This window comes from Chitinophaga agri (assembly GCF_010093065.1).
Lineage (GTDB): Bacteria > Bacteroidota > Bacteroidia > Chitinophagales > Chitinophagaceae > Chitinophaga > Chitinophaga agri.
Map to the genome: position 1 here is coordinate 3,267,472 of NZ_CP048113.1, position 24,696 is coordinate 3,292,167.

Below are 24,696 nucleotides of genomic sequence, written 5' to 3' on the forward strand. Positions count from 1 at the left end.
TATACCAGTATTCACCCGACAGTCATTCCAGGGCTGTCCATTTAAACGACCAGGTAATGAAGATCATTTCAGGAATTGCTTTAGGGCTCTCTATCTGCCTGATGCACAGCGAAATACCAGACAACACTAAAATGAACAGGATCCAGGTGATCGGTTCCCACAACAGCTATAAACGGGCTATCGACCCGGCACTCTTTAAACTGTTCCAGCAGAAAGATTCGGTATCCGCCAGTAAGCTGGACTACGAACACATCTCCCTGACAGAACAGCTGGATATGGGCCTGCTCAATCTTGAGATCGATGTATATGCAGATGAAAAAGGCGGTCGCTTCGCACATCCCAAAGGACTGGACTGGGCAAAAGGACAACCCCCGTTTGATGAAAAAGGGCTCATGAAGGAGCCTGGCTTCAAGGTATTACATATACCAGATCTGGATTTCAGGAATGATTACCTGACCCTGAAGAACTGCCTGGCAGTATTGAAAACATGGTCGGACAAACACCCTGACCACTACCCCATCTTTATTACCCTCGAACCGAAAGATGGGGGATCCAAAGATCCGAATATGACCGCGCCGGAGCCATTTACAGCCAAAACATTCGAAGAACTGGACAAGGCACTGACCGACGGGCTGGGCAAAAAGCACATTATTACCCCGGATATGGTCAGGGGAAAATACAATACCCTGGAGGAAGCTGTATTGCATGACAACTGGCCGGCCCTGAAAGCTGCCAGGGGTAAGTTCGTATTCCTGCTGGATGATAAAGGCGCTAAAAGAGATCTTTATATAGCTGGCCATCCTTCCCTGAAAGGCAGGGTGATGTTTGCCAATGCCGATCCCGGTAGCCCGGAAGCCGCTATGCTATTCAGAAACGATCCAAACACACCCGAGATCAGCGACCTGGTCGCCAAAGGATATATTATCCGTACCAGGGCCGATTCGGATACCAGGGAAGCCCGTCTGAATGACAATTCCAGCTTTGAAGCCGCCTGTAATTCAGGAGCACAGATCATCACTACTGATTATTATAAGAAGAGCACCCATTTCAGATCGGACTATGAGGTCAGCTTTGAAGGCAAAAAGTATGTGCGTCTTAATCCGGTAGGCAATAGCCAGTCTGCTGTCACTGTGGGCGGCAACTAGTCTAAAGCCGGGGTCGTAAATCGCCTCTTCTTTGTCTCTTTAACCCCTCTTTGGAATAGATCAGTCGACGTAAGTTTGTATCGTTACCAACAACGCACAATCACGTTAAAACTCACTGATATGACAACAACGACAAGACCCGCTATCACAATCGAAAGCACCGTTCAGGCACCCGTAGCTAAAGTATGGGAATACTGGAATCAGCCGGAGCACATTAAGCAATGGGCCTTTGCATCCGAAGACTGGCATGCACCAAAGTCAGAGAATGACTTACGTATCGGTGGTACGTTTAGCACTACGATGGCGGCCAAAGATGGCAGTTTCAGCTTTGATTTCGGTGGAGAGTATACGGATGTGAAAGAACATAAACTGATCGAGTACACGCTGGGTGATGGCAGAAAGGTGAGTATCCTTTTCAGTACGATGGGCGATAGTACCAAGGTGGTGCAGACGTTTGAAGCAGAAGAGGAGAATCCACTGGAGATGCAGCGCGACGGCTGGCAGGCCATACTGAACAACTTTACAAAGTATACGGAAACCCACTAAGGGTAACCTGACTTCCTATAAAAAGTGAGAAGCCTATTAAGACTGACGTCCTAATAGGCTTCTGACTTTACTATTGATTGATGAATCGTTAATTCTTAAAGAAATCCGAAACGGTGCTCACTTTTTCTACCCAGCAACCGGTAGATGACTGCAGCACATACTCGCTTAACCCCACTTCTTTTGACCCCGGCGCCCAGTCATAAGTGTACCCCATTCTTGTCCATGGATAATGGAAATCCGTGGCTGACGTTAATGTATGATAATACGCATAGATAATATAGTTATTGAACCAGCCAGCATATTCAGGCGTCACCGCTGTATTGAGTACGGCACTGGCGCTGGTCGTCGTAATAGCCGGATTACCAGCCGGACGGTTCAAACGGCTTGCCGGTACCCAAATTTCTGCGATGTGCGTATTACTGCGACTGTTCTTAGGCGGTAAACCCAATAACTGGCAAACGCGCATTACCGTGTCAGAAGCAGCGTTAAAGGTCGCACCTATCCTGCTTTTCATCTGTGCCGGGGCGAATAACCAGGACTCTCCCCAGGTATTGGTAATGGAATCTCCCTCTGGGTAGCTGGCAGGGAAACGCATATACGTAGCCATCAGTACATACGACTGACCATTGATCGTCTTCCACTGTAATCTTGTATTGCCTGATGTAATGGGCCATAACGAATCTACCACTTCTGAGCTGTCAGCGATCATTGCATCAGCAATTGAATTAGCATACAACTGCTCCACTGTATAGGTAGGTGCTGGATCGTCTTCTTTTGAACAACTTACTGCACTGACACAAATCATTGACAGGGCAAGGATAATAATGCGGTTCCGGGATGTGGTTTGTCTCATTGGTTATTGAAGGTGTGGTGATGATTATGCATGATAAAATTAACGGCTATTTACATGTAAACAATAGTCATTTCCGGTCATTTTCATGTATCGCATTCATTTTGTTCATTCCTAAAAGAAACAGCCTGGCGTTGTAACGCCAGGCTGTAATATCCTGATATATGAACGAACCGGTTACCGGGCCATTCGCCGCCGGCTCACATGCCAGATGCGACGATGCGGATATTTACGGTGTGAGGTCATATTATTAAAGATCAGTGCAACCAGTAACAGGATCAATACGCCGGATAGCACCGGGCTCAAAACATAGAGATACCCCAGGTCCTTAATACGCTGCGTACCGATATTCGCGATCAGCGCTGTCGCTCCCCCCGGAGGATGCAGTGTTTTGGTGATCTGCATCATCACAATGGACAGTGCGACTGAAAGTGCCGCTGCCAGCCATAATTCATCCGGCACCAGCTTGTGTATGGTCACCCCTACCAATGCACAGATCACATGGCCGCCCACCAGGTTCCTGGGTTGTGCCAGCGGACTGTTAATAATACCATAGATCAGTACACTGGACGCACCAAAAGATCCAATAAGAAAAACGTTGTCCGCCGGATCAAGGAACTTGCTTTGCAGAAAGCCGATAATCCCGATGCCTGTAAATGCCCCCAGAAACGTCCAGAAATGTTCTCTGAAATCCAACAACGTCTCCTTATACAAGACATAACGAACCCTGCGCATGTGGCGCCTTACTTTTTTTCTCATTTTCCCTGAAGTTTCCCGCTTTAGTGAAGCCGCAAAGTTACAACGGAAATGTTGTATTTATGCCCCCTCCACCGCGGCCACCTCAGCGCCCGCTATCACCAGCGTGCTAACCAGCGATTTAAATGCCGGGATATACTTGTCAAATAAAGCACCGTCAGCCACCGCATAGGAGACTGTTACAATAGTATGTTCACATTCTATCGCCAGCAGGATCTCCTTCCTGTTATTGGCATATTCGTAGGATACCACTTTATAACGCCCCGTGGTATACCCCGCCGCTCTGATATTATCAAATTTCATATCCAGCTCGGTGGCCTTCACGCCTGCAACTGCCTTTTGTAAAGCGGCAGTGTTAGACGCCATCCACTTTTCCACATCCGGGTTGATGGCATAATCCAGTCCGCAGACGTACATATACGTCTCCTGATTGACCGACGCCTGCGGAACTATTAAATATGGCAGCTGTTTATGCGCGGACTTTGACCAGTCTGCAGGCGTTTCCACCGTCAGCAGGTGCTTCTTACCGTAGATCATGTGTCCCTGGGCAAAAGATAACAGACCGGCCAGACAGCCGATCAGCGTGAGTAGGATGCGCTTCATTGTAGGTATAGGTATAGTATTTAAACTGTAAATATACCTGTATTTAACATATATTTGATTTATTACTAATGGCTTAGCAGCATTACTTTCCATACACCGGTTGGATACCAGCTCCCCTGATCCTCTCCACGACCATCTCTCCCACCTGGTGTCCCTGAGAAATACCGTTATCTATCGCATCCCGGTAATGGATACCCCCATACAAACGGGAAATAGCCGCCTCATTACACGCTGCCTGGAAAGAAGAGAACCTGCGCGCAGGTATTTCAAACATCTCCTCCGTATTATCTTCATATTCGAAGCGATCGCCCATCAGATAGGTCAGCACAGTCGCCACCGCAGAGGACACTACACTATGCCCGCTGGTATATTCAGGAAAGGGAGGCGTTTGCAGCAATGGCTTCCAGCGCACGTCTATATACCGGTTGATGTAAGTCTCCGGGCGAATACGGTTGCTGGCGAATTTAGCATCCCAGCAACTGATGAAGGCATCCATCATCGTCACCGCTGCCACCGCATGCACTAAAACGGTATTGTCAAAACTCAGCGCTACCTTCCGGGCTGCGATCCCCGTAATGTTCATCCAGTGCCCTCCCGGCGTGATCTTCTTAAAACCGATGGCCATATGTCCATAGGTACTTACTGCAAACGGATTACAATCCCAGAAAGAAGCTATGACCCGCTGTTCCATACTCAGATGTACGCCTGCGTCATACACTTCCTTATTCAGTTTATAGAAATCACTCGCCGAATCTTTACTGAAAGCGACCGGAGGCAAAGGCGGGAACTGGTTACAGGAATCGATCACCATTGGCCGGATCGTCTTCCAGTGAGGTTCCACGGCCTCTATATATGCCGGTGGCGTAGGGTACCAGTAGCCTTCTCCCTTTACCGGGGTATAGCGCACCCGGGTACTCAGCTTACCATAGCCATCAGGGCGTGACCACTGCACCGTTTGTTTAGCTACATCTACTGCTACCGCAATGGAATTACGGATGATATGTTCCGCTACCTTATCCTTTTTAAATAACAACACCAGTTTCTCTTCATCCTTCTCCAGCATAAAACCGGAAGGCAGCATCAATCTGCCTGTCTCCAGGATACTGTATATTGCCGCAATACGATAATCATACACCCTTCCACTGTCACGCACCGCTATACCAGGATAGGAACGGATAAAGGAGGAAGCATCCGGTAGCTGTTTGTTATGTGCAGCAACGATACTATAGGCGGACATCATCGCATAACTGTAGAAACGACAGGCAGCCGGCGGATTGACCACATCATGCATCATCACCATCGACAATGAAAACACAGCAGGTTGTACGTAATCTGTAAAGGTATTTTTATGTGGCTGTGCATGTCCTGACTGACCCAGTATCAGCAGGAGCACGATCATGCATTTTTTCATAGCTGGTTTACTTTAAACAGGGTTATTCCTTTGTTGTTAACCCCTATCATGACATACGACTGGCCACCGATATTCATCAGTGTGGCTGACTTCACATCTCCCTTCACACATAGCCCGGAAACAGGCTGTGGCACATAGGTAAAATGGCCTTTCCCATCTCCTTTCAGCAGGCATCCGTAACCGGCATCAAAGCTGCCCAGCTTGAGGCGGTTGTCACTGTGATTGCCTAATAAAAGCAGGTCCGTTTTACCATCGTTGTCATAGTCGGCCGGTATGATCCTCGATACCACCGAGAACTGTGCCTCTACAGGCAGCTCCGTGGACACGAACTTACCATTCCGGTATAACAAACAGCGGGTCCTGGTATCTGTGACCGTCAGTTTACCTGCCTGACTTAACTCATCTGCAGAAAAGATCTCCTTCATCGTCGCATTTGAATAATGGCGGTAGGAGGAGAACTTACGGCGCATCGGATAGATCTGATCATTCAGTTCATCCCTGCTGACAAAAGGATAGCTCACGCCTTCAATGTAGAAGTTCAGAAATGGATCAATAGAACCGTTCTTGTCAAAGTCAGCATAGTAGAGTTCCGCCGGCTGTTTTTCGGAAGTATGGATCTGTGTATTGGCGCCCAGATTGCCCGCAATAATATCATCATGTCCGTCCCCGTCCACATCGGTCAGTGTCATACCAAACCAGCAACCACTTTCGGGCTGTGTGAAGTATTGCGCGGTGGCATCTGTAAAGCCGGTGGTCCTGTTCAGGTAGATGGTCAATGGCATAAACTCTCCGCATAACACCAGGTCCTTTCTGCCATCCTTATCTACATCTGTCCAGCTGGCATCTGTGACCATGCCGCTATTGGCAAAAGGAACAGTGGCGATCGTAAACTGCCCCTTCCCATTGTTAAGCAGCAGGTAGGACGTCGGCGCTACCGGATATTTACCCGGAATCACCCTTCCACCTATAAAAAGATCTATATCCCCATCGTTATCCACATCGCATGGACGGACGCAGGACTTACTCGATGCGCTTACGTCGGGCAAAGCGCCCTTTGCAAGCATGAAATTGCCTTTTCCATTGTTCAGGTACAACTCGTCCTGTAAAGACGGCGTATTGGGGTCAAAAAGGCCATAACCGCCTTTGGCCACATAGAGATCAGGCGCGCCATCTCCATTTGCATCAAAAAAGGCCGCTGCCGACACCTGTGAAGACATCTCTATTCCTGACACGATCTTTGTTCCCAGCACAAATCCGCCGCCTGCCTGCTGGAAGTAGACACCCGCAGGCTGCTCATGATCTCCCGCTATGTACATATCTTCCCGCCCGTCCTTATTTACGTCTGCCTTTTCAAACACCGGTCCTGTTCTGGAATACATAAACAGCATCAGCAGCTGACGCTTGAAATCATTCTCAGCAGCTTCCGTATGTTTATAAGTAAAGAGGCTGTCTGCATGCCGGAACCAGGTATGGCCCACTGTATTCGTAACCGGCCAGGTGGCATCAGGGGCATAGGTAACGGTCAATAGCTGATTGCCCTTTACCTGCTGCAGGCGCTGCACTTTATTATCCGGCCAGATGATGCGTACAGAGTCCGCCTGTGTATTATCTCCCAAGCCAAATAACAGTTGTGTAGACACTGCTGACAGATAACCTCTGTTGGGATTCACTTCCTGGTATTGCTGCACACCTTTGCTGTAGACATAGACTTTCGCACCTATAGCTCCGGTGTTAGCACCGGTGCCTTTCAGTTTAAATGCCAGATAACCTGCTGCCTGGTTTTGCTCACGCGTCATGTTCCTGTAAACAGCTGCCGGCTCGTTGATCTTGTTGATCACCAGGTCGAGATCTCCATCATTGTCAAGATCAGCATAGACAGCGCCACTGGAAATACCACCTGCATCAAAGCCCCATTTCTGCTGCATGTTAGAAAAGGTGAGGTCTTTATTGTTCCTGAACACATAGTTCTGTAGCGAGGTAGATGGCATAGCCGACACAAGATCCATGAGCAGTACCGGTTCTCTGTCAATGGCTTTTTTCACTTTATAGTCTCCCCAGTAACGTAGGAAGTCCTTATTGGTATAGTCTCTCAGATAACCATTTGTAACAAAGATGTCTTTATATCCGTCATTGTCCAGGTCAGCGATCAAGGGGCACCAGCTCCAGTCGGTGTTAGATACACCTGCCAGTTGCCCGATCTCACTGAAAGTACCATCCCCGTTATTCAGCTGTAGCATATTACGCATGTACTGCTTGTACAGGTCCTGCGAAAGCATCAGTTCAAACGATTCATAGTTCTCCTGCAACTGCAATAACTTCTGCCGCTGGTTATCCTCCGGCAGCATGTCCAGCGTCATCACGTCCGGCAGTGCATCATTATTGAAATCGGCGATATCCACACCCATAGAAAAATGAGACAGGTGACCAAAGCAGTTGGTAGCATCCTCTGCAAAGGTGCCATCATGCTTATTGATGTAGAGATAATCGCGTTCGTTGTAATCGTTGGTCACGTAGATATCCTGCCAACCGTCCTGGTTAATATCGGCAATAGCGACACCTAGTCCGAAGGTCAGTGGATTATGAATGATACCCGCCTGGCGGGTCACTTCAGTGAAGTGGTTGTTATCATTCCGGAACAGTTTATTACCGGCCAGGGAATCCGTTTCATTGCGGTACCTGGCAAATTCCATATTATCGATCTTGATCACGTTATGATTGAGCAGGAACATGTCCAGGTCTCCGTCATTATCATAGTCAAAGAATACGGCATTGGTGCTATAGCCAGGATCGTCCAGACCATATTCTTTCGCTTTTTCTGAGAATTTTGCATTGCCTGTGTTGATAAAGAGTTGATTCCTTCTTAGTTCATCACTCTTTTTACCTGAATAACACACGTAGATATCCAGCAGGCCATCACCGTTTACATCCGCCATGGTCACTCCTGTTTTCCATCCGTCTGCTTTGCCTTCGAGTGCTTTGCTGGCATCACGGGTCACATCAGTAAAGACCATATTGCCTTTATTCAGATATAACTTATTCGGCCCCATGTTCGCCGTAAAGAAAAGGTCCTGCAGTCCGTCATTGTTAATATCTCCGACAGCTACGCCGCCACCATTATAGAAATACTCATAGGCGAGTACATTCAGTTTCTCTGTTTCATTCAGTGTATTACTGAATTTAATGTTGGTGGTCCTGGCTTGTAACTGCTGGAACAAAGGTTGTTGGGCAAGGGAGCGGGAAGCAATACCACTAAGCAGCAGGAAAAGAATGAGATAGTTTCTGGTGATGGTACCTGAACGGGATTGGTGTACTGTGGAATAGCTTGTCATCGGATGAGTTTTTGCTGAGGGGTAGCAGGGATAAAAGCTAATGCGACCCGCCGGAAGCAGGCCGCATTAGCATAAGTTCAATAGTTTTTACATTATTGTCCATCCCACCATACTCTTGCAGTGTAGGTATCTCCACCCTGGAGACGGCCGACCGCAGCCGAGTAGTTAACGGGATTAGTAGATCCTTCTGTTGACTGGTAGGCAATTCTTCTTGGTATAGTACCGCCGGTGAAATTACCAATGTAGTTAACGGGTGTCAGTACAGGATAGCCAGACCTCCTCCAGTTAATCCAGGCCTCAATGAAGTTAAATAATAAACCATTGGTAGCCCAGTATTGTTCATTGATCATTTTCAGCGATGCGTTGGTAGAAGTAACATCCAGTGGATGTGCTGCCGCATAGGCATCAGCAGTTGCCGCCGGAATGGCAGCACTGGAACTAAATGTAGCCAGTGACTGTAAAGCTGCAGATACGCCATTCCTGTAATGCGTAGCAGCACTACCGGTTACGGTCCATCCACGTACAGCCGCTTCGGCCAGCAACAGTTCTGTTTCAGCATAGGTCAGCACGAATTCCGGTGCACTGCGACCGAGATAAACGGCGGTAGTCGGACGGGAATATTTACCCAGTGGATACAGATTCGCACCTGTGCCCGTGCCTCCCGGATAGTCTGATCTTTTGGTGATATCTGTCGCACCTCCTGCCAGATCGTAACCATTGGGCATACCTATCTGTACGTTCGGATCTTTATTACCTGCCAGCGCACTGTTGGTACCATCTGCCAGACCAGCTGGCGGCACTTCTGCAGCCACACCCAGGCGGGGGTCATCATTCGCTTTCAGATAATCGATCAGCGGTTTAGACCATTTCACTTCCCTGAAGTCTTCCACTACCAGCAGCGCACTACTGGTACCATTACCGTTACCGGTAGAGTTGTCTGTAGGACATACTGCGTTGTCTGAGATCCCTGCAAACGTACCACCTGCAGCTGCTTTCTCTGCATACTGACGTGCCAGTTCCGGTTTTGCTTTTACAAGGCGCATAGCAGCACGCAGCATCACGGAATATCCGAAGCGTTTCCACTTAGCGATATCACCACCGTAGAACAGGTCGGAAGTCAGCTTGTCTGCCGCCGGATCGAACGCATTGATAGCTGTTTCCAGTTCCGCCAACATGGACGTATAGATCTCTTCCTGTGTATCATATTTTGGCGTGAAAACATTCGTCTTTCCCTGTAATGCTTCGGAGTAAGGAATATCACCATAACAATCCGTAATATGCTGTATCAGCAGGATCTTCATGATCGTACCGGCACTCTCCAGATTGGTCAGGCCTTTTTCCTTCGCCAGTGTGATCATTTCATACGCGAAGCTTGCTCCTCTGTAATCATCATTCCACAGCTGATTCTGATAACCGATAATACCAGATGAAGCCACGTATTTGTCACCATTGCTGTAATAGTTGTAGGTAGAAGCCAGTAACTGCGGCCACATGCTCTGGAACAGCAATTGCGCATACCCCTTATTGGCGTATTGGTATTGTGACTTGGACAGCAGGAGATTGGCGTTATACCGGGTACCATCCACCGCTACCGGGTCCGAGTTTATTTCATCAAAATCATGTGTACAACCTGATGAGAACAGCGTCAGACCAAGCGTTATATATAGCAAACCTTTTTTCATGTTCATTATTTTTTAAATTTGACATTCACGTTCACACCATAAGTACGTGTACTTGGAAGGCTTGTACCTTCTATACCAGCATAGTTAATGAGTGAAGAAAATCCTGCTTCAGGATCGATATTATCAGATTTACGCATAAGGGTAAGCAGGTTACGTGCTACCAGTGATACACCAATAGATTCGAATGGTGTTTTACCCAGTACTTTGCTACCCAGTGTGTAACCTAAAGTCACCTGACGCAGTTTTATGAAGTCAGCATCCAGTACGCTGTTCTTGGAGATCTTATTCGCATATGCCTGGTAATAGGACTGCGCGTCTACTCTGGTCGTGTTTTTCACACCAGTGCTTTCGATCACACCATCTACTACGATACCAGTTTCTCTTCCTTCCAGCGTCAGCTTGTCCAGTCCACGGAATACAGCGTAGTCTTTGGTAGCAGACAGGATCTTCGCACCGAACTTACCATCTATCAGGAAGGACAGGTTGAAGCCTTTAAAGGAGAAGTCATTATTAATACCACCAAAGAACTTAGGCAGTACACTACCCATTGGTCTGAGTACACCGTCATTGATCGGTAAACCGGAGTTATCCAGCAGTACTTCACCTTTATCATTACGTTTGAAATCATATGCCAGGATCTGTGGACCCGCCATACCTTTTACCAGCGCAGTGTTCGCATTCAGCGGACGGTAGGTGCCCAGTGTCAGTACAGTACTGTTACTGTTTTCACCGTAGATGTCCAGGATCTTGTTCTTGATATACGTACCATTCACAGAAGCATTCCAGGTGAAGCTTGAATTAGATACGATCGTACCGTTGATCTGCGCTTCAAAGCCAGTGTTCTGGGTAGAACCGGTTGGGAAATAAGCCCTTTCATATCCGGTAGATGGGGAGATCGTACCCTGAATGATCTCGTTCTTCGTTTTACGATGGAAGTAAGCGAGATCCACGCCTAATCTGTTTTCGAAGAATTTCAGTTCCAGACCTACTTCCGCTTCTTTCAGCGTAAATGGTTTCAGGAACAGGTTTGGCAGTGTAGAGGAGAAATCACCGGTACTGATACCACCGATAGTGCTTCCTACATTGTAGTAAGACTTGGTGATATAGGCATCTACCGGTTCACCACTCGCATTCGCGTAGGAAGCGCGTAACTTACCATAGTTCAGTTTAGGAATGCGTACCAGGTCGGAGAAGATGAAGCTACCAGATACAGATGGTACGAAGATGTTTCTGTTGCCACTCGGCAATGTAGAATACACATCATAACGACCAGTTGTACCGATAGTCAGGAAACCTTTATAAGAGAAGTCAGCAGTGTAATAAGCGGACTGCGATTCTCTTGATTCGTAGTCGTAGTTCCTGCTGAAATTTGTAACGTTGCTGTAGGAATACACATAAGGAATGATAAACTGGTTACCGGCTACACCAACCATTTCCCAGGTTCTTTTACGGAGGTTACCACCGACAGCCAAATCTACCTGCAGGTCTTCCACAACATTCTTCTTGAAACCGATCAATCCATCCGCGTTGAACTCAGTAGACTGTTCATTACGCAGGTCCAGGTCACCACTCACCGTCGTACCGTTAGGTAAGGTACTGGTGGAGTAGGCGGTACCCCATGGCGTTACCTTAAATTTACGGTCATTAATGTTGTCATAACCAACACGACCCTGTGCATATAAGAAGTCAAACAGGTCATAACGTACAGTCAGTGCAGAGATCCAGCGTCTGCGGTCGATGTTGTTCACAAACTGATTGACTACAAACCATGGATTGGTTACATAGTTATCATCAGTCCATACGATCTCACGGCCATTGTTAGCAGGATTATAACCTGGTTTTAACAGGTCTTCATTGATGTTAGTTGCCAGGAAGATACCGTTGTTCGCATTCAGCGGACCATCACTCAACTGAGGGCGGTTCTTGGAGCGGTCATCGATATAATTGACCATCGCGCTCAGTTTCAGCTTGCTGGTCAGGTTCTGGTCAACATTCAGGTTAAAAGTTTTACGTTTCAGACCACTGTTCCTTAATACAGACTGGTTATCCAGTGAAGAAGCAGATACACGGAAACTACCTTTATCACCACCACTGGACACTGCTATTGTATTGGTGAAAGACGGACCTGTTCTGTAGAAACGGCTGATGTTGTCATCTACAGCAGAATAAGCGTAGGAATTACCATCAAACTGTGGTGTCATAGAACCATCCAGTCTTGACCCCCAGCTCAGACGGGTGCTGGACAGTGCGTCAGCAGCATTGGCAGGTTTCACACCATGCTGACCCTGACCATACTCGTATTGGTATTCAGTAAAGTCGATCGCTTTATCCAATGTGTAGTTCATGTTATATTCCACCTGCATGGTACCTTTCTTACCGCTCTTGGTAGTGATGAGGATCACACCATTTGTAGCACGTGTACCATACAACGCGGAAGCAGATGCACCTTTCAGTACAGTCATGCTTTCTATATCATCAGGGTTAATATTAGAGATACCATCACCGTTATCGGAACCACCCCACTCACCGGCAGCACCTCTCTGGGAGTTATCCATCGGTACACCGTTGATAACGTATAACGGGCTGCTGGCGCCAAAGCTGGCCATACCTCTTAACAGCACACGTGCAGAAGAACCGGGACCACCATTTGTGCCACTCACGCTCAAACCAGCCACGCGGCCACCGAGAGAGTAGGCAACGTTGGTTTCACGGGCCTGTGTTAATGCAGCACCATCTACTTTGGTAACAGAGTATCCCAGTTTTTTCGATTCTTTGGAGATACCTAATGCCGTTACAGTGACTTCACCTAACTGAGAAGAAGACTCTTCCATGGTGAATTCAACTGTGCTTTGTCCGGCAGCTACTTTAATACCTTTGGATGTATATCCTATCAATGATGTTTCAAGTGTTATTTCTCCCTCCGGTGCATTCTTCAGGGTGAATGCGCCATCTGCACCAGTAATGGCATAAATGTTCTTTCCCTGTACCTTGATGCTTACGGAACCAAGTGGGGCGCCGGATTTGGAATCTTTGACAGTTCCCTGCAACTGCCTTGTTTGAGCAAATGCTACCGTGGAAAGCAACATTGTAACAAACAGCAAATGTAGATGTCTCATTATAGATTTAGTTTTTGGTTAGAGAATAGACAAGTGACAGACACTTGCGGGCATAGAAGATCCGGTCGCTGTGCGACATTGTTTCTTTTCATTGTTCGTTCAGTTATAATTTGGTTGTTGTTAGAAAATACTTCCCCCTTATGCTATGTTGATAGCATTGATTACGCTTCCATTTGCTGATAATTTATTGTTAGTATACGTTTTTCACAACGCTATCTACCCACAATGTTAAAAAGACACTTATTCTTTTTACAAGATGATGAAGCCCCCACAAAGCAGGCAGATAGCTGTAAACTCAGTAGAAATTTGAGATCATTAATAATTGTTCATTGTTCCTACTTCCTGTTACAGACCGGATGTTAATTCTTTGTCTGATCTGATGCAGAAAGAAAATTGTTCAAAATAGTTAGCTGTTCAATAGTTTATATGTCTGAAAGTCGTAGTTACTCTTACGAGTAATACAATTCACTGTTACTGTTTGTTCCGAAAAAATTATAAATGACAAGTTTTATACATGGACGGCACTTGCGCCGGATTTCATAACTGATTCACATCGACAATAGCTCTGGTTGTTCACTTTTATTTAACACAATGAATGTACTTAATTTTAACATTCTGTACAATAACAATTGTGTAGTACATAATTATAACCTTTTGGACGGTTCACCAAATACTATTTTAACACATACTGGTTGTATGTAAACCGTTTTAGCCATAAGACTGTAAGGACTTTGGGGTCGGGGTACGCTGATAGGATTTTGACAAAAAAAACAGGGATCAGGAATTAGAATCAGGAACTGGATGTTACCTGTCTACAACTATTGTTAACCGTCTGCAATTACTTTGAATGAAGTATTTGATCATTGCTGTAATATATGCATACAGGATATTAGCGTCGTCAGGTCATCCAATTCCTACTCCCTAGTTCCTGATTCCATTCCTAATTATTTCAATTTGTCTCTCTTCACCCCTTCATTCGTCATTTTCACCGGAATGATATGCCCGTTCTCATCAAAGTGGATCTCGTCGATACAGGTCACACGGTGGTTAGCATGCGTTTCTGTCAGCGGCCGTCTGTGGTAAACGATATACCAGCGGTCCGTACCTGGCACATTGATCATGGAGTGATGTCCTGCACCTCTGGCGATGGTCGAATCCTGTTCGAGCACCCTGCCGATGCGTTTGAACGGACCTACCGGAGAGTCGGCAATCGCGTAAGCAACCGCATAATCAGGACCGGTCCATCCACCTTCGGACCACATGAAGTAGTATTTACCATTACGGATGAACATAAATGGCCCCTCTACATATTTATCCGGTGTTATTTCCTTAAATGTAGTGCCGTCTTCAAATGGCGTAAATCCTTTGAAGTCGCTGTTGAGTTTTGCGATATTACAATGCTGCCAGCCACCATATATAATATAGTATTGTCCATCTTTGTCATGGAAGACAAACTGGTCTATTGGCTGTGCCTTATTATAGAACTTATCGATCAGTGGTTTACCCAGGTAATCTTTATAGGGACCTTCCGGTTTGTCGGCCACTGCTACGCCGATCCCCCCTTCTTCGTTATCGCTCTGGATATCATTCGCGGCAAAGAAGAAATAGTACTTCCCGTCTTTGTTGACAATAGCAGGTGCCCACATGGCCTTTTTAGCCCACTTTACAGCGGCAGTATCCAGTATATGCGGATGTTTCTTCCATTTAATCAGGTCACGGGAAGAAAAGGCATCAAAAAACACCTGTTTTTCATATTTGTCGGAAAATGTAGGATATACCCAATATTCCTTACCCCAGATGACTCCTTCAGGATCGGCATACCATCCCTGCACAATAGGATTACCGGCTGTTTTTTGTGCAGCTGCAGGTAAGGAGGCAGCGGCGGCCAGTGCTAAAATCGTTAAGACCTTTCTCATAAATATAATTTCCAGTTTAAGCCACAATATAATAACTGCAATACAGTGATTATATACCATTAGTCCATTTTCCCGATAAAAAGGCCGGCTATTCCCCCAAAGAACGCTACCAACCGGTGAGTTATCCACAGCGCATCTCACTCCGAGCATCCGTTTCCCCTACCAGATCATGTTAAAATAACATCAGCGAAACAGCACAGCTCAAATAAGCCTCCTTATCTGTAGCTGATTGCAGCGTTTTGAAGGAACAAGCGACGAACAAGCGACCTGCTAGCGACGAACTAGCGACGGCCAACCATGGGTGAAGAAATAAGATAGAATGGTTTAAAATGGTATTATTTTCACTTACAGCACTTGGAAACGATGCGGGTACATCGCTGGTCTAACAGATCAGGTAGCGAACGCCCCAGTCCCCTCTTTACATATACTATCCTGTTCATATATCCGCAAATCGTCAATCGAAAGCCATTATTCCTACAACCCATTCATCATTTCGTACTCTTCCGATATCATTTTTTGTTCCTAATTTTACCGCCAGCATTCAAACGATAGGAAATTGTCAAATTCATCCTTACCAGAGGAGCGGGAACTATTAAGGCAGATAGCCAGGGGTGACGAATCTGCATATACACTTGTATTTAACCACTACAGCAAACAGGTGTTCAATGCGGCCATGCTTTATCTGAAAAACACCACACCGGCCCGGGAGGTCGTACAGGAAGTTTTTCTGAAAATATGGCTGAAAAGGGAAGCTATGTCCGATGTGGAAGACCTGACCGGCTATCTCTTCATCCTGACCCGTAATCATATATATGACAGTTTCAAAAAACAGGCGACCCAGCTGAAAGCAGTCGACAACTTCGTTCAACTACAACCCGACGCCATTGAAGATACCGACTACCGCCTCCAGGAGCGGCAATATGACCATTTATTAAACAGAGCGGTGTCCAGCCTCCCCCCGGAACGCAAAAAGGTCTATATCGCCCGGAAAGAGGGACTGAGCAATGAAGAGATCTCCCATAAAATGAATATCTCCATTCACACTGTTAAGAAGCAGATGCAGCTGGCCGTGCAGACGGTGAGGAGCTTCGTGAAACAACAACTGCATATTTAATCAGGAATTGGGAATCAGCTTCATATGCACTAATAATGACAGACTAATAAAAAAGCTACCTTTTTTAAAAGAAAGGCCAACCGTTTCCCCATCCCTAATCCTCAACTCACTGGTAGTCAATCCTAAAAAAAACTTTTCGCCTGAATACTCCTTTCCATTCCGGGGATCGTCTTTATTTCTATCAACCAGTGCCGTCTATGACAATATCAGAAATAAAGCGATTGCTAGAAAAGTATAAACGTCGTGACATCACTCCCGAAGAGTACCTGCAATTAATGCAGGCCGTTCAGGACGAAGCTTATACTGCCGCCATTAAAGCTGATATAATGGATACATTATACAGTGACACACCCGATATGGGGTGGGATAACGGTCAGGCAAACGCCCTGCTGGAAGGTATTTTCAATGAAGGTGCTGCTGCCACACGCCAGCTGCGGGTGATAAAACGCAACAGACTGGTATATGGTTCCATGGCAGCCGCTATTGCAGCAGGGATGATCGCTACAGCCGTGTACTATGTATCCGCAACGCGGAAAACGGTTACGCCGGTAGTAGCTGTTAAAGAGGCGCCTCTCCTGCCAGGATCTAACAAGGCGATGCTGACACTGGCTGATGGCACCACGATCCCGCTGGACAGCGCCCGGAACGGCGCACTGGCTCAACAGGGTCACACCCGGATCACGAACAAAAACGGAACGCTTAGCTATAATGGCAGCGGTGCAGGAGAAAAAGTGATGTACAATACCGTGGTCACCCCGCATGGCGGACAATACCAGCTGACCCTTGCCGATGGTAGCCGGGTATGGCTGAATGCCGCCAGCAGCATCCGGTTCCCAACTGCCTTTACCGGCAAAGACCGTGATGTAGAGATCACCGGGGAAGTGTATTTCGAAGTTACACAGCAGGCCAATCAACCCTTCCATGTGAAGGTGAATGACATGCAGGTAAACGTATTGGGTACGAGTTTCAATATAATGGCCTATCAGGATGAGCAGACCATTAAAACCACACTGGTGGAAGGGGCCGTGCAGGTAAAGCATGGCAACGACGCCAGTATACTAAAACCAGGTCATCAGGCCAGTCTGTCAGACAGGAATGATCATTTTGAGATCTCTCCCGCTGATATGGAACAGACCCTTGCCTGGAAAGAAGGCAAGTTTCGCTTCAGGAATACCAATATCAGGCACATTATGCGACAGCTGTCGCGCTGGTACGACATCGAGGTGAAATACCAGGGAGATGTCTCCGATATTGACCTGACCGGCGTTATCTCCCGGAGAGAAGAAGCCGGCAAATTATTAGCCGCGCTGGAAGCAACTCAAAGGGTTCAATTTGAGGTCAGCGGGAACAATGTGACCGTCCGGCCCTGGCGACAACGGTAATACCTTCAGGACCGAAGGTGACCGCATTATGTAAAAACTAAAATTCTTTTCCAGTTATGACCACGTAAGAAAATAACGTACTGTCAATTCCCGGTAGAAAAAACCGGATTCCGACTGCCATCGGAACCCGGTACAAATTGGCTACCCATTTCCGAAACGTTTGAAAATAGATTATTAAGCCAAGAACACAAAAGTATGGAACTACGCGAGACCTGCAAGGCCTTTCCGAAGGAAGGCTGCTTGCATAGAAAATTATTGTTGGTTATGAAATTAACGACCATTCTGACCCTGGTATTCTCATTAAACCTGAGCGCCAGATCTTATTCCCAATCAGTCACGATTACAGGTAAGCACCTCAATCTGTACGACATCTTCAACAGCATTAGTAAACAGACCGGTTATGAGTTTGTATACGATGAGAAAATGCTACAGGGTACAGGCGCGATAGATATCAACTTAAAATCGGCCAGCATTTCAGAAGTACTGGATAAGTGTCTGAAAAACAAGCCGCTCTCCTACACTATCACCGACAAGATCATTGTGATCCGTCCCAGCGCTATCAAAAAAGACAATACAACAGCTGCTGTACAACCTGCTGTTGCCGTTGAAGGTACTGTGGTGGATGGTGCCGGTCAGCCTCTTCCTAATGTGGCGATCCAGGTAAAAGGTACTACCCGCGGTGTACTGACCGACGAAAAAGGTCACTTCTCTATCAATGTTGAAAGCACCGACGTACTGGTGTTCAACTTTGTAGGTTATGATAAAAAGGAAATTCCTGTAGGCAGCCAGACTAACATCCAGGTGGTATTACAGGAGACTAACAAACAACTGAACACTGTTGTTGTGACGGCGTTAGGTATTAAGAGATCTGAGAAGTCCATCACCTATTCTGCACAGCAGGTAAGTGGCGTGGAACTGACCAAAGCAAAAGATCCGAACCTGATGAATACCCTGAATGGTAAAGTAGCTGGTCTGACCATCTCTTCCAGTGCTTCCGGTGTCGGCGGTTCTGCCAAGGTGATCCTGCGTGGTAACAAATCTGGTCTGGGTAACAACCAGGCATTATATGTGATCGACGGTATTCCTATCAATAACTCTGTCACCAATCAGCCTAACTCTGCTTACGGTGGTAGCGGCTCTTACGATGGTGGCGACCCGATATCCAACCTGAACCCGGATGATATCGAAAGTATCTCCGTACTGAAAGGTGCTTCTGCTGCCGCACTGTATGGTAGCCAGGGTGCAAATGGCGTGGTGCTGATAACGACTAAAAGCGGAAAGGCAGGTCGTACTGTTATCAGCTTCTCTTCCAGCAATACCCTGAACACCCTCGCTTACAAACCTAAGTTCCAGAATAACTACGGCGCATCCAGCTCTACGCAGAGCTGGGGCGATAAAATAGCAAGCGGCGAACAGGATAACCTGTCTTCTTTCTTCCAGCATGGTTATAACACAACCAACTCCCTGAGTCTCGCAGGTGGTACAGACAAAATGCAGACTTACTTCTCTTACGCGAATACAGCTGCGAGAGGTATTGAGCCTAAGAATAAACTGTCCCGTAATAACATCAGCTTCAAGGAAACAGGTAAATTCCTGAATGACAAACTGACCGCTGAAGCAGATGTGAACTACATCACCCAGACAATTGACAACACACCACTGAGCGGCTTTTATTTCAATCCGCTGACGGGTCTGTACCTGTTCCCTCGTGGTAACAACCTGCAGCAGTACAAAGACAACTTCGAAGTGATGAATCCGGCGAGAAGGCTGATGACGCAGAACTGGTTAAACAATGAAGACGTACAGCAGAACCCCTGGTGGATCGCTAACCGCAACCCGAACACCCTTGACCGTAACCGCTTACTGCTGAATGCAAGTCTGAAGTATGAAGTGAACAAATGGCTGAATATCCAGGCGCGTGGTAACATCGACAGGATCAATGATGTGTTTGAACAGAAAATATATGCTGGTACCATCGCACAGCTGGCTACCAGGAACGGTGGTTATGTATACAGTAACACCACTACCACCCAGAAGTACGGCGACGTATTAGCCAACTTCGACATTCCTGTAAATAAAGACATCCGCATCACCGGTGTGGTGGGGGGTAGCCTCAGGGACGTTGTCACAAAGGGTAATAAATTCAATAATGGTCAGGATAGTCTGAATATCGCAAACCTGTTCATGATCCAGAACTTCTCTGCGATCAACCCACTGAACTCCGGTTCCTTACAGGAGAACCACAGCCAGGTACAATCAGTATTCGGTAGTGCTAACATCGCCTTCAGAGACTGGGTATACCTGGACCTGACAGCGAGAAATGACTGGGCTTCTAACCTGGCATTTACACCAAGTGGTTCTTACTTCTATCCTTCTGCTGGTCTGAACGTAATTCTGAGCTCCGTTGCGAAACTGCCTGAGTTCATCAGCTTTGCAAAAGTACGTGGTTCCTTTGCGCAGGTAGGTAACTCTCCGCTGCCTTATCAGTCTAATCCGGCACAGTATACCTTCAACGTAGGTGGTACTTTCAAGATCAACACGGCAGCTCCATTCACTGATCTGAAACCAGAGAAAACAAACTCCATAGAGATCGGTACGGAATGGCGTTTCTTCGATAACAGACTGAGTGCAGACGTTACTTACTATAAGACCAATACAAAGAATCAGACATTACAGATCCGCGCGCCATACGCCAGCTTCTTTGAATACTACTTCATCAACGCCGGTAACATCCAGAACCAGGGTGTGGAAGCAGTAGTAAAATATGATGTACTGCGTGACGGTAAACTGAAATGGAATACAGGTCTCAACTTTGCTACTAACCAGAACAGGATCAAATCCCTGGCACCAGGTGTTGACGAGTTTACACTCAGCGGCGCTTCCGGCTCTAACTACGTTTCCAAATTCAAAGTAGGCGGTTCCTTCGGCGATATCTATGGTATTGAACTGGTAAAAGATGAACAGGGTCGTGTGGTGATCACTGACGGTTCTCCAACCAAGAGAGGTGACTTCACTTATATTGGTAACTCCAACACGAAATGGCAGCTTGGCTGGAATAACAATCTGGCTTATGACAACTTCAGCCTGTCCTTCCTGATCGATGGCAAGTTCGGTGGTAAAGTACTGTCTATCACACAGGCGATGATGGATCAATACGGTGTATCCAAAGAAAGCGGCGATGCACGTGATGCGGGTGGTGTGAATGTGAACGGTGTGGACAAGGCTACCGGTAATGCAGTGACGAATGTAGATGCCAACAAATGGTATTCAGCTGTAGGCGGCCGTGAAGCTGCATCAGGTGAATATATCTACAGCGCTACTACCGTACGTCTGCGTGAAGTAGCATTAGGATATACAATTCCTGTCAAGAGCACCAGCTTTGTAAAAGCGCTGAAAGTGTCTCTGACCGGCCGTAACCTGCTGTACTTCTCCAAGAAGGCGCCATTCGATCCTGAGCTGACAATGTCAACTGGCAATGGTCTGTCTGGTGTGGACATCTTTATGCCACCAGCTACCCGTAACTACGGTCTGACACTGAATGCTACTTTCTAATCATTGTTGCTACTAAACTGAAGAAAATGAAACGTTATTATAAAAAAGGCATGTGGGCGATAGCAGCAGCGGTAGTGCTGGGTGCGAGCGCATGTACGAAGAACTTTGAATTATATAATACAGATAATACCGGCATCTCTCCTGACGATCTGAAAGGAGATTTCAATGACGTACGCTCATTCCTGGTACAGGCACAGCGTTCCGTTATTAACTTCTCAAACGGAGGTGATCCGAACTCTTACCAGGTACAACAGAATCTGAACGCAGACTGCTATTCAGGTTATTTCATGTCGCCGACGAACTTCGCCGGCGGCCAGAATAACCTTTCCTATTCACTCATCACCGGCTGGAATGAAGAACCATTTAAAGTGGCTTACCTGAACCTGATGTCAAATGTGAACAGACTGCGCCAGAACGGTATTGACAAAGATTATCCTGCTGTATGGGCAGTAGCGCAGATCGTACAGATAACTGGTATGAGCCGTGTGACGGATATATATGGTCCGATACCTTACAGCAAGGCTGGTTCTGACAAGAACAACATTGCCTATGACAGCCAGGAAGATGTGTACAAACGCTTCTTCCTTGAACTGGATAGCGCAGGTACCAATCTGCGTAACCAGATCAATGGTGTCAATCAGCCTTTGCCATTCTCCTTCGCTAACTCTGACCTGGTGTATGACGGAGATTTCACCAAATGGCTTCAGTTCGCGAACAGCCTGCGTCTTCGTCTGGCGATGCACATCGTGAAAGTAGCCCCTGAGCTGGCGAAACAGGAAGCTGAAAAAGCCCTGAACCCAGCGAATGGTGGTGTTATTACCGGCAACGCAGGTAATATGCTGGTAAAAACCACCGGTACCGGTATCAGCAACCCACTGGTGTTCATCGCTACCAACTGGGCTGACATCCGTGCAGGTGCATCAATCATCAGCTATATGAATGGTTACCAGGACCCACGTATCGGTAAATACTTTGATAAATCAACAGATACCAAATTCTCTGAAAGATACCAGGGTATCCGCATTGGTTCTACCGTAGATAAGCCTGAGTATGTTACTTATTCTAATCTGAATGTATCTGGCCCCAACCCGTCCTTCACACTCAGAACGCCTGTACAGCTGATGACTGCTGCGGAAGTGTACTTCCTGAGAGCAGAAGCTGCCCTGCGTGGTTTTGCGAATGCAGGAGGTACCGCACAGGCACTGTATGAGCAGGGTGTGAATATCTCTATGGCACAATGGGGTGTAAATGCAGGTAGCTACCTGACTGATAACACCAGCAAACCAGCTGCTTTTGTTGATCCTAAGAACAGCGCGGCGAATGCGCCTGCTCCTTCCGACATTACGGTAAGATGGGATGATGCTGCTACAGAAGCGACCAAAATGGAACGTATCATTACCCAGAAATGGATCGCGATGTTCCCTGAAGGACAGGAAGCATGGACGGAGTTCCGTCGTACCGGTTATCCGAAGCTGTTCCCTGTTGTGAACAACTTCAGTGGTGGTGTTATCAACAGTACCACCCAGATAAGACGTTTACCATTTGCACTGAATGAATATAACACCAACAGGGCTGAAGTAGAAAAAGCCATTACCCTGCTGAAAGGCCCGGATAACGGCGCTACCAGACTGTGGTGGGATGTACAATAGTTACCCGATATAACGCTTGGACGTTAGGATTGTCTGAATGTGAAATTTTCGATTTAAACGGAAACCATCAGTTGAGTTGAAGGATCAACGATTGGATGAAAGAGTGAAGAAAAAAGGCCCGCCATCTTCCGGCGGGCCTTTTGTATATTATGTTGTCCACTAATTAGTCAACGATCAGGGTGGCAATGGAGTGCGGCAGGCTGTTTGCCGGTGCTGCTTCTCCCTTGATCCACAGTTTGTAAGGAACCTCCTTATCAGACATGTTTAATACTACAACAACCAGTTTGCCATCTTTGTTTATAAATGCAGTTGTTTCCAGATCGGTCCTGTTGGAAGAGGCGACCACACGTTTAGCGCCCGGACGGATGAATTTGGAAAAATGCCCCAGATAATAATACGCGTTGGTATAGATCAGTTCTCCCGTTTGGGTATCTGCATGTACAGGTGCAAAACAGAAGTTACCTACGTGATTCGGACCGCCGTTTTCATCCAGCAGGATATTCCAGTCTGTCCAGGCAACGGTACCATTGTTAAAATCATTCACCAGGGAATGACCATAGCGTTCTCCAAGGAACCATTCTTCCATACGGTTACGTTTGAAAGACTCCACACATCCCTCTGTGAAAACAAGGTGCTTGTCAGGGAATGTCTCTGACACACGGCGTACGTTATCAAACATCATCGTACTGCCAGTCCATGTTTCATACCAGTGATAGCCGATACCCCATACATATTTTGCGGCTGCCGGGTCTTCCAGGATCGTGCTGGCACGCTGATATACCTGGTCACGATTGTGATCCCAGGCAATCAGTTTTTTACCCGCCATGCCCTGTCTTTGCAGGGTAGGTCCGAGATAAAGTTTGATAAAGTCTCTTTCTTCTTCGGCTGAGTAATTACAGGACTCCCATTTCTGTACCGCCATAGGTTCGTTCTGTACTGTCAGTCCCCATACAGGAATACCCAATGCCTCATAGGCTTTGATAAACTTCACATAGAAGTTGGCCCATGACTGGTAATATCTGGGTAATAATTTACCGCCATGCAGCATATCGTTGTTGTCCTTCATCCAGGCCGGAGGGCTCCATGGGCTCACATACAATGGTATCTTTCCACCTGCAGCCTCAATCACCGCTTTTATGAACGGAATACGGAACTGCTGGTCATGTGCTACACTGAACGTCTTCAGCAGACTGTCATGCTCCTGTACATAGGTATAACTACCACTGGAGAAGTCACAGCTTTGTATATTGGTCCTGGCCAGGGTATAACCGATCCCATTGACCGGGTCGTAATACGCCTTCAGTAATTCCTGTTGTTTCTCTTTCGGCAGTTTAGCCCATACTTCTGCAGAAGCGTCGGTCAGCGCACCACCGATACCGGTCAGCGTCTGAAAACGCTTCGCAGGATCGACAAAGATGCAGACCTCTGTTTCCTTCGGCTGCTTCATGGGTGCAAAAGAGAGTGTGGCAGTTTCGGATATACGTAGTTTCGTGTTCTCGGCAGTAGTGTACACCGTCACAGTTTTGCGTAAGGGCACGGTGGCCTCTTTCCTGTTCGCCAGGGTCTGGCTCTTCGCGTAGCCGGTATAAGCTACCAGCAGCAGGCCCATCAAAGCATACTTTCTCATCTATGAATACTGAATTAT

General features: G+C 46.9%; 15 protein-coding genes. 6 read left to right on the forward strand and 9 right to left on the reverse strand.

Annotated features, from left to right (window positions below; genetic code table 11):
- Window positions 1-56: 56 nt before the first annotated feature.
- Window positions 57-1,145, forward strand: a complete 1,089-nt coding sequence (locus GWR21_RS12890) for a phosphatidylinositol-specific phospholipase C1-like protein (protein ID WP_162332143.1) — start codon at window positions 57-59, stop codon at window positions 1,143-1,145.
- Window positions 1,146-1,265: 120 nt separating this feature from the next.
- Window positions 1,266-1,691, forward strand: coding sequence for an SRPBCC family protein (locus tag GWR21_RS12895; protein WP_162332144.1), 426 nt, complete (start codon window positions 1,266-1,268; stop codon window positions 1,689-1,691).
- Window positions 1,692-1,779: 88 nt separating this feature from the next.
- Here the strand turns inward: GWR21_RS12895 and GWR21_RS12900 are convergent, their stop codons facing one another.
- The 8 genes from GWR21_RS12900 to GWR21_RS12935 all read right to left on the reverse strand — a co-directional run bounded on the left by GWR21_RS12900 (window position 1,780) and on the right by GWR21_RS12935 (window position 15,354).
- The gene (locus tag GWR21_RS12900) at window positions 1,780-2,544 is read right to left on the reverse strand and encodes a hypothetical protein (RefSeq protein WP_162332145.1); all 765 of its coding nucleotides are present in this window, start codon (window positions 2,542-2,544) and stop codon (window positions 1,780-1,782) included.
- Window positions 2,545-2,718: 174 nt separating this feature from the next.
- Complete coding sequence (locus GWR21_RS12905; protein ID WP_238430352.1) at window positions 2,719-3,300, reverse strand: HPP family protein; 582 nt, start codon at window positions 3,298-3,300, stop codon at window positions 2,719-2,721.
- Between the two features lie 57 nt (window positions 3,301-3,357).
- Complete coding sequence (locus GWR21_RS12910) at window positions 3,358-3,900, reverse strand: hypothetical protein (protein WP_162332146.1); 543 nt, start codon at window positions 3,898-3,900, stop codon at window positions 3,358-3,360.
- A gap of 82 nt (window positions 3,901-3,982) precedes the next feature.
- Window positions 3,983-5,311: a vanadium-dependent haloperoxidase gene (locus tag GWR21_RS12915; protein ID WP_162332147.1), complete on the reverse strand. Its 1,329-nt coding sequence runs from the start codon at window positions 5,309-5,311 to the stop codon at window positions 3,983-3,985.
- The gene (locus GWR21_RS12920; protein WP_162332148.1) at window positions 5,308-8,640 is read right to left on the reverse strand and encodes a VCBS repeat-containing protein; all 3,333 of its coding nucleotides are present in this window, start codon (window positions 8,638-8,640) and stop codon (window positions 5,308-5,310) included. The genes GWR21_RS12915 and GWR21_RS12920 overlap by 4 nt, the downstream gene beginning before the upstream one ends.
- A gap of 92 nt (window positions 8,641-8,732) precedes the next feature.
- Complete coding sequence (locus tag GWR21_RS12925; RefSeq protein ID WP_202929081.1) at window positions 8,733-10,322, reverse strand: SusD/RagB family nutrient-binding outer membrane lipoprotein; 1,590 nt, start codon at window positions 10,320-10,322, stop codon at window positions 8,733-8,735.
- A gap of 5 nt (window positions 10,323-10,327) precedes the next feature.
- Window positions 10,328-13,438 carry a SusC/RagA family TonB-linked outer membrane protein gene (locus tag GWR21_RS12930; RefSeq protein ID WP_162332150.1) on the reverse strand — a complete coding sequence of 1,037 codons (3,111 nt, stop codon included), beginning with the start codon at window positions 13,436-13,438 and terminating at the stop codon, window positions 10,328-10,330.
- A gap of 944 nt (window positions 13,439-14,382) precedes the next feature.
- Window positions 14,383-15,354 (reverse strand): glycoside hydrolase family 43 protein, encoded by a 972-nt coding sequence (locus tag GWR21_RS12935; RefSeq protein ID WP_162332151.1) that lies wholly within the window; start codon window positions 15,352-15,354, stop codon window positions 14,383-14,385.
- 556 nt (window positions 15,355-15,910) lie between these two features.
- Between GWR21_RS12935 and GWR21_RS12940 the strand changes: the two genes are divergently transcribed.
- The 4 genes from GWR21_RS12940 (at window position 15,911) to GWR21_RS12955 (ending at window position 23,051) form a co-directional block, all read left to right on the forward strand.
- Complete coding sequence (locus tag GWR21_RS12940; RefSeq protein WP_162332152.1) at window positions 15,911-16,468, forward strand: RNA polymerase sigma factor; 558 nt, start codon at window positions 15,911-15,913, stop codon at window positions 16,466-16,468.
- A 197-nt stretch (window positions 16,469-16,665) separates the two neighbouring features.
- Window positions 16,666-17,850, forward strand: a complete 1,185-nt coding sequence (locus GWR21_RS12945) for a FecR family protein (RefSeq protein ID WP_162332153.1) — start codon at window positions 16,666-16,668, stop codon at window positions 17,848-17,850.
- Between the two features lie 264 nt (window positions 17,851-18,114).
- Window positions 18,115-21,402, forward strand: a complete 3,288-nt coding sequence (locus GWR21_RS12950; RefSeq protein ID WP_162332154.1) for a SusC/RagA family TonB-linked outer membrane protein — start codon at window positions 18,115-18,117, stop codon at window positions 21,400-21,402.
- 26 nt (window positions 21,403-21,428) lie between these two features.
- Window positions 21,429-23,051, forward strand: a complete 1,623-nt coding sequence (locus tag GWR21_RS12955) for a RagB/SusD family nutrient uptake outer membrane protein (protein ID WP_202929082.1) — start codon at window positions 21,429-21,431, stop codon at window positions 23,049-23,051.
- Between the two features lie 163 nt (window positions 23,052-23,214).
- Here the strand turns inward: GWR21_RS12955 and GWR21_RS12960 are convergent, their stop codons facing one another.
- Window positions 23,215-24,678, reverse strand: a complete 1,464-nt coding sequence (locus tag GWR21_RS12960; RefSeq protein WP_162332155.1) for a glycoside hydrolase family 30 protein — start codon at window positions 24,676-24,678, stop codon at window positions 23,215-23,217.
- Window positions 24,679-24,696 lie beyond the last annotated feature (18 nt).